10 protein-coding genes are annotated in these 11698 nt (G+C 66.0%); 6 read left to right on the top strand and 4 right to left on the bottom strand.

The window, feature by feature from the left end:
• Positions 1-46: 46 nt before the first annotated feature.
• Positions 47-946, top strand: coding sequence for a zinc ABC transporter substrate-binding protein (locus QMX85_RS12660; RefSeq protein WP_282341360.1), 900 nt, complete (start codon positions 47-49; stop codon positions 944-946).
• Between the two features lie 269 nt (positions 947-1215).
• Here QMX85_RS12660 and QMX85_RS12655 read toward each other — a convergent pair whose 3' ends face one another.
• Positions 1216-2166, bottom strand: a complete 951-nt coding sequence (locus tag QMX85_RS12655; protein WP_282341359.1) for a homoserine kinase — start codon at positions 2164-2166, stop codon at positions 1216-1218.
• A 7-nt stretch (positions 2167-2173) separates the two neighbouring features.
• A complete protein-coding gene (locus QMX85_RS12650) occupies positions 2174-2455 on the bottom strand; it encodes a DUF2782 domain-containing protein (RefSeq protein ID WP_090224468.1) in 282 nt (93 codons plus the stop codon).
• A 73-nt stretch (positions 2456-2528) separates the two neighbouring features.
• Here QMX85_RS12650 and polA point away from each other — a divergent pair, with 73 nt between their 5' ends.
• Positions 2529-5318, top strand: coding sequence for a DNA polymerase I (gene polA / locus QMX85_RS12645; protein WP_282341356.1), 2790 nt, complete (start codon positions 2529-2531; stop codon positions 5316-5318).
• Positions 5319-5529: 211 nt separating this feature from the next.
• Here polA and yihA read toward each other — a convergent pair whose 3' ends face one another.
• Positions 5530-6183 (bottom strand): ribosome biogenesis GTP-binding protein YihA/YsxC, encoded by a 654-nt coding sequence (yihA, locus tag QMX85_RS12640; protein ID WP_282341354.1) that lies wholly within the window; start codon positions 6181-6183, stop codon positions 5530-5532.
• 289 nt (positions 6184-6472) lie between these two features.
• Between yihA and QMX85_RS12635 the strand changes: the two genes are divergently transcribed.
• From QMX85_RS12635 to QMX85_RS12620, 4 genes are all read left to right on the top strand, one after another.
• Entirely contained in the window at positions 6473-7105 is a 633-nt protein-coding gene (locus tag QMX85_RS12635; protein WP_273231044.1) for a c-type cytochrome, read from the top strand.
• A 142-nt stretch (positions 7106-7247) separates the two neighbouring features.
• Entirely contained in the window at positions 7248-7877 is a 630-nt protein-coding gene (locus QMX85_RS12630) for a thiol:disulfide interchange protein DsbA/DsbL (RefSeq protein ID WP_282341351.1), read from the top strand.
• A gap of 22 nt (positions 7878-7899) precedes the next feature.
• On the top strand, positions 7900-8778 hold the full coding sequence (locus QMX85_RS12625; protein ID WP_282341431.1) for an endonuclease/exonuclease/phosphatase family protein: 879 nt from the start codon (positions 7900-7902) through the stop codon (positions 8776-8778).
• Positions 8775-10715 (top strand): GGDEF domain-containing protein, encoded by a 1941-nt coding sequence (locus tag QMX85_RS12620; protein ID WP_282341349.1) that lies wholly within the window; start codon positions 8775-8777, stop codon positions 10713-10715. The genes QMX85_RS12625 and QMX85_RS12620 overlap by 4 nt, the downstream gene beginning before the upstream one ends.
• Here the strand turns inward: QMX85_RS12620 and QMX85_RS12615 are convergent.
• The coding region (locus tag QMX85_RS12615; protein WP_282341347.1) for a DASH family cryptochrome at positions 10670-11698 on the bottom strand (1029 nt) is incomplete at its 5' end. The genes QMX85_RS12620 and QMX85_RS12615 overlap by 46 nt on opposite strands.

Genomic DNA, 11698 nt, shown 5'->3' with positions numbered 1-11698 from the left:
TGGAGAGACGTTATTCTATAACTTTAGAAAGCTCAGGTGTCCTTCCGTGTTTCGTTTTCTTCTGCTCCCGCTGCTGCTTCTGGCCGGTTACGCGCACGCCGACGTGCGCCTGCTGACCAGCATCAAACCCCTGCAACTGATCGCCGCCGCCGTGCAGGACGGCGTCGGAACGCCCGACGTGCTGCTGCCGCCCGGCGCCTCGCCGCACCACTATGCGCTGCGCCCGTCGGACGTTCGCAAGCTGCGCGAGGTCGAGCTGTTCTACTGGATCGGCCCGGATCTGGAGACTTTCATCCCCCGCGTATTGCAGGGCCGCAGCGCGCCCACGGTGACGGTGCAGACGCTTCCCGGCCTGCACCTGCGCCATTTCGGCGAAGGCGAGGCGCATGACGATGACGGCGAGCACGACCATGAACATCGCCCCGGCACGCTGGACGCGCACCTCTGGCTGCTGCCGGACAACGCGCGGGTGATCGCCGCGCGCATGGCCGCCGACCTGAGCGCGGCCGATCCGGACAACGCGGCGCGCTACCAGGCCAACCTGCAGGCCTTCGAGCGCCGCCTGGGTGCGCTCGACCAGCGCCTGCGCCAGCGCGTCGCCGGCGTCGCCGGCAAGCCCTACTTCGTGTTCCATGAGGGATTCGACTACTTCGAGGCAGCCTACGGCCTGCAGCACAGCGGCGTGTTCAGCGCCGCGACCGAGGTGCAGCCGGGCGCGCGACACGTCGCCGAGATGCGCGAGAAGCTGCAGCAGGCCGGCCCCGCCTGCGTGTTCAGCGAGCCGCCGTGGCGGCCGAAGCTCACCGAAACCCTGGCCGAAGGGCTGCCGGTGAAAATGGCCGAACTCGACGCGCTGGGCGCCACGCTGAATGCCGACGCGAACGGCTACGAGCGGCTGCTGGACGACCTGGCGAACAACCTGGCCGGCTGCCTGGAAGGGCTCTGAGCCGGCAGATCGCGCAGTACCCGTAGGGTGGGCTTCAGCCCGGCCGGGGCCGTGCAGTATCGCGTGGGCTAAAGCCCACCCTACGTAGCCGCGCCATCACGTAGGCACGTGTCCCTATCTCGAATGTGCCTCGATCGCGGGTTTCGCACGCCCTACAACGCGCAGTAGTAGGGTGGGCTTCAGCCCACCATTGCCCACCAGCGCCTCACCGTATCGCGTGGACGGAAGCCCATCGGCAATGCCCGGTCGCGGTGCGCCGGTCCGATGCCCTACAGCGCGATCGGCAGGGCCAGGTCGATCCGCTGGCGCTGCGCCAGGCGATGCTCGAATTCGGCGGGGTCGTGGATCAGCACTTCCTGCCCGGCGTTGGCATCGGCGGCGATCAGCCGGGACAGCCAGAAGCGCACGCAGGCAACGCGCAGCAGCACCGGCCAGAGTTCCGCCTCGGCCGGGCTGAAGCGCCGCTGGCTGGCATAGGCACCGAGCAGCGCGCGGGCGCGGGGCAGGTCGAGGGCGCCGTCGGCGCTGGAGCACCAGTCGTTCAGGGTGATCGCCACGTCGTAGAGCATCGGCCCGCTGCAGGCGTTGTAGAAGTCGATCACCCCGGACAGGTGCGGGCCGTCGAACAGGACGTTGTCGCGAAACAGGTCGGCATGCAGGTTGGCCTGCGGTAGCGAGAGGATCGCCGCGCGCTGCGCCTCGATCTCGTCCAGCACCGGCTGCAGCAGGTTGGCGGCGGAGGCGGGCAGTTGCGTACCGAGACGCCGTCCCTCACCGAGCATCCAGTCCAGGCCGCGGTCGCTGCGCCGCTGCAGCGGCTTCTCGCAGGTCGCCTTGTGCAGCTTGCCCAGCAGGGTGCCGACCTCCACGCAATGGTGCGCGTTCGGCTGGGCGACGTGCTTGCCCGGCAGTCGTGGCTGCAGCAGTGCCGGCTTGCCAGCCAGGCTGCGCAGGGCGTCGCCGTTGGCGCTGCGCAGCGCATAGGGCACTGGCAGCTCGGCACCGTGCAGCACGTCGAGCAGTTCGATGAAGAACGGCAGATCCTGCGAAGGGCCGCGCTCGATCAGCGTGAGGACGAACTCGCCGTGCTCCAGGCTGACAAAGAAATTGCTGTTCTCGCTACCCGCAGCGATACCCTGGAAACTTCTCAGGCGCCCGAGTCCGTAGGGCGCGAGGAAGGTTTCCAGCTGCGGCTGTTCGAGCGGCGTGAATACCGACATCAGCGTCCTACCATTTGAAGATTTCCCAGGCCGGAATCAGCATGTCGGGCTGGTCCGAGCGGATGAAGTTGCCGTCGCTGCCGTCGGCGCGCACCAGGAAGTACGGCTTGCCATGCTTGGGGGTGATCTTGATCGCGTAGAGAAAGCCGTTCTGGCGGTATTCCTGCACAGTCTTGTCGCCGTCCTGGCGAATGGTCACCTCGGGGTCGGCATCGGGCCGTTCCTGGGCGATCGCCGCCAAGGGCAGACAAGCCAGGAGGCCAGTCAGCAGGTAGGTGGGTGCGCGCATGTTAACCTTCCTTCTTTAACGTCAACGGTCCGGTCATTCTAACCCGGCCCTATGCAAAAGGTTGGTCCCACGCATGTCCCAAGCCCCCCTCGTCCTGGTGGACGGCTCTTCCTACCTGTACCGCGCCTTCCACGCCCTGCCGCCGCTGGCCACCTCCAAAGGCATGCAGACCGGCGCGGTGAAGGGCGTGCTGAACATGCTCAAGAGCCTGCGCAAACAGTATCCGGACAGCCCCTTCGCCGTGGTTTTCGATGCCAAGGGCGGCACCTTCCGCGACGAGATCTTCGCCGACTACAAGGCCAACCGGCCGCCGATGCCCGATGATCTGCGCGACCAGGTCGAGCCGCTGCACGCCAGCGTTCGCGCGCTGGGCTTCCCGCTGCTGTGCATCGAGGGCGTCGAAGCCGACGACGTGATCGGCACGCTGGCGCGCCAGGCCGCCGGCGAAAAACGTGACGTGGTGATTTCCACCGGCGACAAGGACATGGCGCAACTGGTCTGCCCGCACGTCACTCTGGTCAACACCATGACCGGGCTGGTGATGGACCCGGCCGGCGTGGTCGAGAAGTTCGGTATCGGCCCCGAGCTGATCATCGACTACCTGGCGCTGATGGGCGACAAGATCGACAACATCCCCGGCGTGCCCGGCGTCGGCGAAAAAACCGCGGTGGGCCTGCTGGCCGGCATCGGCGGCGGGCTGGACGTGATCTACGCCAACCTCGGCAAGGTCGCCGAGCTGCCGCTGCGCGGAGCCAAGTCGCTGGCCGCCAAGCTCGAAGAGCACAAGGAGATGGCCTACCTCTCCTACGAGCTGGCGACCATCAAGCTGGACGTGCCGCTGAACATCGAGATCGACTCGCTGCACCCCGGCGAGCCCGACCGCGAGGCGCTCGCCGCGCTCTACGGCGCACTGGAGTTCAAGAGCTGGCTGGAAGACCTGCAGCGCGAAGCGAAGGCCAGGAAGCTCGAACAGCCCGCCAGCGGTGGCCTGTTCGACGCGCCGGACGTGCCGCCGCCAGGCAGCGATCACCTGCAGGCGGAAGTGTCGCAGCAGTACGAAACCATCCTCGACCAGGCGCGGTTCGATGCCTGGCTGAAGAAGCTCGAGGCCGCCGAGCTGTTCGCCTTCGACACCGAGACCACCAGCCTCAACGCGCAGGTCGCCGAGCTGGTCGGGGTGTCCTTCGCGGTGACGCCGTTCGAGGCCGCATACGTGCCGCTGGCGCATTCCTACATGGGCGTGCCGACACAGCTCGACCGCGACGCCGTGCTGCGCGCGCTCAAGCCGCTGCTCGAAGACCCGAACAAGGCCAAGGTCGGCCAGCACGCCAAGTACGATATCAACGTGCTGGCCAACGCCACGGTGCCGATCGAGGTGCGCGGCGTGGCCTTCGACACCATGCTCGAGTCCTATGCGCTGGACGCCACGGCGACCCGTCACGACATGGACAGCCTGGCGCAGCGCTACCTTGAGCACGAAACCATCCGTTTCGAGGACATCGCCGGCAAGGGCGCCAAGCAGCTGACCTTCGACCAGATTTCCCTCGAACAGGCCGGCCCCTACGCGGCCGAGGACGCCGACGTCACCCTGCGCCTGCACCAGACGCTCTGGGAGAAGCTGCAGGCCACGCCGTCGCTGGCGGGCGTGCTGCGGGACATCGAGATGCCGCTGGTGCCGGTGCTGGCGCGCATCGAGCGCAACGGTGCGCTGGTCGACGCCAACCTGCTGGGTCGCCACAGCCTGGAGCTGGGCGAGAAGATGGTCGCGCTGCAACGCGAAGCCTTCGAGCTGGCTGGCGAGGAGTTCAACCTGGGCTCGCCCAAGCAACTCGGTACCATCCTCTACGAAAAGCTAGGCCTGCCGGTGATCAGCAAGACCGCCACCGGCCAGCCGTCGACCGCCGAAGCGGTGCTCGCCGAACTGGCCGAGCAGGATTACCCGCTGCCCAAGGTGATCATGCAGTACCGCACCCTGAGCAAGCTCAAGAGCACCTACACCGACCGCCTGCCGGAACAGATCAATCCGCGTACCGGGCGTATCCATACGTCCTACCACCAGGCAGTCACCGCCACCGGGCGGCTGTCCTCGTCGGACCCGAACCTGCAGAACATCCCGATCCGCACCGCCGAGGGGCGGCGCATCCGCCAGGCGTTCATCGCCGCGCCCGGCTACAGGCTGCTGGCGGCGGACTACTCGCAGATCGAGCTGCGCATCATGGCCCACCTGGCGCAGGACGAAGGGTTGCTGCATGCCTTCCGCAACGACCTTGACGTGCACCGCGCGACGGCCGCCGAAGTCATGGGCGTGAGCCTGGAAGAAGTGACCCACGAGCAGCGGCGCAGCGCCAAGGCGATCAACTTCGGGCTGATCTACGGGATGAGCGCTTTCGGCCTGGCCAAGCAGATCGGCGTCGACCGCAAGCAGTCGCAGGCCTATATCGACCGCTACTTCACCCGTTATCCGGGCGTGCTCGCCTACATGGAACGCACTCGCGAGCAGGCCAGCGATCAGGGCTACGTGGAGACGCTGTTCGGCCGGCGCCTGTACCTGTCGGAAATCCACGCGAAGAACCAGGGCCTGCGAAAGGCGGCCGAACGCACGGCGATCAACGCGCCGATGCAGGGCACGGCGGCGGACATCATGAAGCGCGCGATGGTGGCGGTGCAGGACTGGCTGGACGAATCCGAACTGGACGCCCGGGTGATCCTTCAGGTGCACGATGAACTGGTGCTGGAAGTGCGCGAGGACCTGGTCGACCCGACTCGCGAGAAGGTCCGCGCGCTGATGAGCGGCGCCGCGACGCTTGACGTGCCGCTGCTGGTGGAGGCCGGCGTCGGCGCCAACTGGGACGAAGCGCACTGATTCCAGGCCCGGGTCCGCGCCCCGGGCGGGAACTTTTTCCGGAGCTGGCCGGTCACAGATTCTGAATGGGTGAAGCCGTTCAATGCTCCTTGTTGTGTTTTAGTGTTGGCAGATATCTGGACCCCGCCCTAGCGGTCCGGACTTAAACCTCGAACTTCTCCCTCCCCATACGAAGTTCGAGGTTTTTTTTCGCGCGCATTTCGACCACGGCCTATTCCTCAGGCTGGTCTTCCTTTTCCTCGTCGTCCAGCAGTCCCAGCCATTGCGCAAGCACCAGCTGCGCCTCCTCGATGCCCTGGCGTTTGGGCGCCGAGAACAGCTGGATGCTCACCACGTCCTTGCCCCAGCCCTGCTGGATATCGCGCTGCACCTTGAGCAGAGCGTTCTTTGCCGCGCCGTAGGCGAGCTTGTCGGCCTTGGTCAGCAGGATGTGCATCGGCATGCGGCTGGCGGTGGCCCAGTCGAGCATCATCCGGTCGAAGTCGGTGAGCGGATGGCGGATGTCCATCATCAGGATCAGCCCGGCCAGGCTGTTGCGGCTGCTCAGGTAGGCTTCCAGGTGTTTCTGCCAGTGCTGCTTGAGTGGGATCGGCACCTTGGCGTAGCCATAACCGGGCAGGTCGACCAGGCGCCGATGCTCGTCGAGGCTGAAGAAGTTCAGCAACTGGGTGCGCCCCGGCGTCTTCGAGGTGCGCGCCAGGCTGGCATGGGTGAGGGTGTTCAGCGCGCTCGACTTGCCGGCATTGGAGCGCCCGGCGAACGCCACTTCCAGACCTTCGTCCGCAGGACATTGGTCGACTTTTGCTGCGCTGATGAGGAAGGCGGCCTGTTGGCACAGACCGAGAATCGGGTTCTTGAATGACATGGGTTTTCCAGAGTGCGACCGGGTGTCGCAGGAGGCGGTTTCGTTTCCGTTTCGGCGACGCCAGTATATAATGCCGCAGATTTTGTGTGCGCTTTCATCCTGTTGCACGGGGGTGAGTTCACGTCGATCCATGGATTCGCGCGACAAGACGCGAACCTCATGGCGGTCTCGCTGTATGCCGCCTCGCGGGTTGTGCATGGACTGCAAAGCCGAGGCTTGTCTGGTCCGATTTGTGCGCCATGAGCCCGGTCCATAACTCTTTCAACCTTAGCCGTAATTGGATTAGCTGATGAACAAAGTACTCGTGAGTCTGCTGTTGACCCTGGGCATCACCGGTATGGCCCACGCTGCGGGTGATGCCGCTGCCGGCCAGGGCAAGGCCGCTGTCTGTGGTGCCTGCCATGGTGCGGACGGCAACAGCCCTGCGCCCAACTTCCCGAAGCTGGCTGGCCAGGGTGAGCGCTACCTGCTGAAGCAGTTGAAAGACATCAAGGCCGGCACCTCGCCGACCGCCGAACCGGGTACCGGCCGCAAGGTGCTGGAGATGACCGGGTTGCTGGAGGGCTTCAACGATCAGGATCTGGCCGACATCGCCGCCTATTTCTCCAGCCAGAAGATCGCCATCGGCGCTGCCGATCCGGCGCTGGTCAAGCAGGGCGAGGCGCTGTTCCGGGGTGGCAAGGTAGCTGACGGCATGCCAGCTTGCACCGGTTGCCATTCGCCCGACGGCAGCGGCAACTTCGCCGCCGGCTTCCCGCATCTCGGCGGCCAACATGCCGCCTACGTCGCCAAGCAGTTGACCGACTTCCGCGAAGGCAATCGCACCAACGACGGCGACACCATGATCATGCGCGGTATCGCCGCCAAGCTCAGCAACAAGGATATCGAAGCGGTATCCAGCTACATCCAGGGTCTGCACTGACGCCGGCCGAGGGGTAGGAAAAAGGGTGGCGATGGCCACCCTTTTTCGTTTCCGGCGCCGCTACAATAGCCCGAACCCGAACCGTTTGCCTCGGTCGAAGCCAGGCCCGCCGTGGGCGGCTATGAAACCCAAGGAGTCATGCATGCGTAACCTGATCCTCAGCGCCGTTTTCGCCACCGCGGGTCTGATCGGCGGGCTCGCCCAGGCCGCCGATCCGGAGGCTGGCAAGCAGTACATCGAGCTGAGCAACCCGGTACCGGTATCCAAGCCCGGCAAGATCGAAGTGGTCGAGCTGTTCTGGTACGGCTGCCCGCACTGCTACCAGTTCGAGCCTACGATCACCCCGTGGGCCAAGAAGCTGCCGGATGACGTGAACTTCGTTCGTGTACCCGCCATGTTCGGCGGCGTGTGGAACGTGCACGGCCAGCTGTTCATCACCCTGGAAGCCATGGGCGTGGAAGCCAAGGTGCATGACGCCGTTTTCGCAGCGATCCACAAGGAAGGCAAGAAGCTCGCCGACGAAGACGAGATGGCCGACTTCCTCGCCGACCAGGGTGTCGACAAGGAAGCCTTCCTGAAGACCTTCAACTCCTTCGGCGTGAAGAGCCAGATGGAGAAGGACAAGAAGCTGGCCATGGCCTACCAGATTACCGGTGTGCCGACCATGGTCGTGAATGGCAAGTACCGTTTCGACCTGGGCACCGCCGGCGGCCCGGAGCAAACGCTGAAACTGGCCGACTTCCTGATCGAGAAGGAGCGTGCCGCACGTTGAGCGGCGCGCGCTGGAGCGTGGCATGTTGCGGCGCTGGAGTTCTGAACGCGCGGTCAGCCTGTGCAATGCGCAGGTCAACCCGCATTTTCTCTCGTCCAACGGCCTGCCGGCTGACGGACGCCTGCGCCTGCTCAGCTTCAATATCCAGGTCGGAATCAGCACCGCCCGTTATCACCACTACCTGACCCGCAGCTGGCAGCACCTGCTGCCGCACGGCGGACGGTCGCTGAACCTGCAGCGCATCGGCGCGCTGCTCGACGGTTACGACCTAGTGGCCCTGCAGGAAGTCGATGGCGGCAGCCTGCGCTCGGGCTACGTCAACCAGGTCGAACACCTGGCCCGGCTGGGCAAGTTTCCCTACTGGTACCAGCAGCTCAACCGCAACCTCGGACGATTCGCCCAGCACAGCAACGGGTTGCTCAGCCGGCTGAACCCCAGCCAGCTCGAAGACCACCCGCTGCCCGGCCCGCCCGGTCGCGGCGCGATTCTCATGCGCTTCGGCGAAGGCGAGGACGCGTTGGTCGTGGTGATGATGCACCTGTCGTTGGGGCCGAAGACGCGATCCCGCCAACTCGCCTACATCCGCGAATTGATCGGCGGCTATCGCCACCAGATCCTCATGGGTGACATGAACACCCTCGCCGCCGACCTGATCGAACATTCGCCGCTGCGTGATCTCGGGCTGCTGGCGCCACAGGTGGAGGCGACCTTCCCGAGCTGGCGCCCGGTGCGTTGCCTGGACCACATCCTGCTCAGCCCCGGTCTCGCTCTCGAACGAGTGGAAGTGCTGAGCCAGGCCATTTCCGACCACTTGCCGGTCGCCGTCGAAATCCGCCTGCCGAGCAGCCTCGGTGGCGATTCTGCGCTGGTGCCGCGCCCGTTCACACCGGTGGAGCCATGAGCGACGATCTTCAGCGCTGGAAAGACAAGTACCTGAAAAGCCTCGAGCAGCAGGAGCGGCTCGAGAAGCGCTGGGAGGTTCGCCTCGATCTGCTGCGCCGCGGCCTGGTGCGCAGCAGCCTCGCCGCCGAGGGCAGCGACCGCGGCGTCGACCAGTGCATGCAGGAGCTGCGCGAGATCGTTCGTCGCGACGACTTCGACGCCAGCCTGTCGGCGCTGATTCCGCGCCTGGAAAAGGCCGTGCTCGATTCCGAGCGCCGCCGCGGGGAACGCGTCGGCCAGCTCAACGGCGCGCTTGCCTCGCTGGTCACCCAGTTGCAGCAGCTGCCGTTGCCCCGCGACGTGCGCAAGGCGTTGAAGCGGTTCGCCCGCGGCATCGAAGAGCGCGCCGGGCAGACACGCGAATTGCCGGCGCTGATGATCGAGCTCAGCGACCTGCAACGCCAGGCGCTTACCCAACTGGAAAACGACGAGAAGGAGCGTCCCGGCCTATTGCAACGGTTGTTCGGCACGCGTGACCCCGTCGATGCGGCCGATACCGATGAAGGGCCGGTCGAGAGTCCGCCGCGCGCTCTTGGCGAGCCTGCCGCCGAGGCCGCTGTCGCGCCGCCGCCGATTTCCGCCGGGGGCGAGGCGCTCGCGGATGACGTTGCGGCGCCGCCTGCCGAAGAGTCCTTGCCGCTGGTCGAACCGGATGCCGAGGCGGTCGCCCAGGCGCTGCCGGCCCAGCCGAAAGTGACCGCGGGAGTCGGCCTTCCGCGCATGCACCTCGACAGCCTGCCGATGGCCGCCGCGATACTCGAGCCGGCCGATCCCGCCTATGCGCTGCCGGCGCAGAGCGAGCCGGCCTACATCGTCATCGCGGCCCGGGTCGAGGCGATCCTGCTGGGCATGCTCGACGAATTGCCGTTGCCCGAGAGCCATCACGCGCAGTCCGCGGCGCTCGCCGAGCGGATTCGCGGCGGCCTCAACTGGTATGAGCTGGTTCCGGCGCTGGAGGACCTGGCCGTGCTGATGCAGGCCGTGGTCGGCAGCGGGCAGCACGAGTTCGAGGTGTATCTCCGACAGCTCAACGAGCGCCTGGCGAGTTTCCAGGGCAGCCTGGTGGACGCCCAGGAGGGCTACGTCGATGGCCTGGCGTCGGCGCGCGAGCTGGACAGCGACTTGCGCCAGCAGGTCACCGGGCTGCACAGCAGCGTGCAGCAAGCGAATGATCTGTCCGGCCTTAAGCAGGTGATCGAAAGCCGCCTCGAAGGGCTGCTCCATACCATGGACGAGTACCAGCGCCAGCGCGACCAGCGCGAGGAGCAGATCGCCGGCCGGTTGCAGACGCTGGTCGAGCGGGTCGCCAGCATGGCGCAGGAAGCCAAGGGCTTTCGCGAGAACCTCGAGGAGCAGCGGCAGAAGGCGCTGGTCGACGCGCTCACCTGTCTACCCAACCGGGCGGCGTGGAACGAGCGTCTGGAAATCGAGGGCGCGCGCTGGCAACGCTATGGGGGCGAGCTGCTGATGGCGGTGCTGGATATCGACCACTTCAAGCGGATCAACGACGAGTATGGCCACCTCGCCGGTGACAAGGTGCTGAAGATCATCGCGGGCGAGTTGGCCAAGCGGGTGCGGGTGACCGATTTCATCGCGCGCTTCGGCGGTGAGGAGTTCGTGCTGCTGATGCCTTCCACGCCGATGGAAGGTGGGCTCAAGCTGCTCGACGTGCTGCGCACGGCCATCGAGGCCTGTCCGTTCCACTTCAAGGGGCAACCGGTAACGATCACGCTGTCCGGCGGTCTTTCCGCGTATCACCCGGGCGAGGTGGCCGAACAGGTCTTCGAGCGCGCAGACCAGGCGCTGTATCGCGCCAAGCGTGGCGGGCGCAATCGTATCGAGAGTGAGCGCTATGACGCCTGCAACGACTCCTTGTCCTCATTGGGTACGCCGTAGAACTGCTCCTCGGCATTGGGCAGGTAGTCGGTCCAGGATTCCGGGACTTTCGACAGGCGTGGATAGTCGATCATCTCCAGTTGCAGCAAGGGCAGCAGGAACGGCGTGTGCCGCAGCTGCGGCGAAACCACGCGCAATTCCGGCAGCCAGAGGCTGACGTAGGTGCCCTCCGGATCGAGATCGCGCGCCTTGCGCAAGGCGTTGAAGGTGTCGCTGCGCTTCGGATCGCTGGCGTAACCGGCGACGTAGGCCCAGTTGCCCCAGCTGCTCGCCGGGTCGTAATCGAGCTGGTGTTCCTCGAACCAGGCGGCGCCGTGGCGCCAGTCCTGCTTCAGGTCGTGAACCAGGTAGCTGGCGACGATCTGCCGGCCGCAGTAGGACATGAACCCGGTATCGGCCAGTTCGCGCATGTTGGCATCGACGATCGGCATCCCGGTGCGTCCCTGGCACCACTGCTGGAAGCGTTCGTCGATCTTGTCCGGCGCGCGAGCGGTCGCTTTCACGCCGCCGGGCTCGAACAACGCCTGGCCGTGGCGCTCGAGGGTCAGGCGGAAGAATTCGCGCCAGAGCAGCTTTTGCCACAGGCAGTGGGTGGACTCGTTGCGGCCGTAGCGCGACTCGTGGCGACGCAGTTCGGCCGCGACCCTTCTCGGCGACAGGCTGCCGTTGGCCAGCCAGGGCGAGAGCTTCGAGGAGTACTCGGTGCCGATCAGCCCGTGGCGGTTTTCGATGTAGTTGCGCACACCCTGGCGTTCCCAGAGGTAGTCGCGCAGTCGCGATTGCGCCGCCGGCTCGCCACCGGCGAAGGGGAAGGCGCTGTTCGGCACGCTGAGCGGTTCGCCCAGGCCCAGTTGCGACAGCGTGGGCATCGGCAGCAGCATGTCCTGCGCAGCCTGCGGGAAGACCGGCAGGCTGCGCGGCACCGGGCGCGGCTGGAACACCGGCAGGCGCTGCTCTACGACCCCACAGAACTCGCTGTAGAC

The organism is Pseudomonas sp. PS02288 (assembly GCF_029959715.1).
GTDB lineage: Bacteria > Pseudomonadota > Gammaproteobacteria > Pseudomonadales > Pseudomonadaceae > Pseudomonas_O > Pseudomonas_O kuykendallii.
This window is presented reverse-complemented; position numbering and strand designations above follow the sequence as displayed.

Excerpts from the sequence above, each read along its gene's own strand:
- QMX85_RS12625 (WP_282341431.1), top strand. The coding sequence starts at position 7,900 with ATGTTGCGGCGCTGGAGTTCTGAACGCGCGGTCAGCCTGTGCAATGCG.
- QMX85_RS12630 (WP_282341351.1), top strand. The coding sequence starts at position 7,248 with ATGCGTAACCTGATCCTCAGCGCCGTTTTCGCCACCGCGGGTCTGATC.
- QMX85_RS12655 (WP_282341359.1), bottom strand. The coding sequence starts at position 2,166 with ATGTCGGTATTCACGCCGCTCGAACAGCCGCAGCTGGAAACCTTCCTC.
- QMX85_RS12635 (WP_273231044.1), top strand. The coding sequence starts at position 6,473 with ATGAACAAAGTACTCGTGAGTCTGCTGTTGACCCTGGGCATCACCGGT.
- QMX85_RS12650 (WP_090224468.1), bottom strand. The coding sequence starts at position 2,455 with ATGCGCGCACCCACCTACCTGCTGACTGGCCTCCTGGCTTGTCTGCCC.
- QMX85_RS12620 (WP_282341349.1), top strand. The coding sequence starts at position 8,775 with ATGAGCGACGATCTTCAGCGCTGGAAAGACAAGTACCTGAAAAGCCTC.
- yihA (WP_282341354.1), bottom strand. The coding sequence starts at position 6,183 with ATGTCATTCAAGAACCCGATTCTCGGTCTGTGCCAACAGGCCGCCTTC.
- polA (WP_282341356.1), top strand. The coding sequence starts at position 2,529 with ATGTCCCAAGCCCCCCTCGTCCTGGTGGACGGCTCTTCCTACCTGTAC.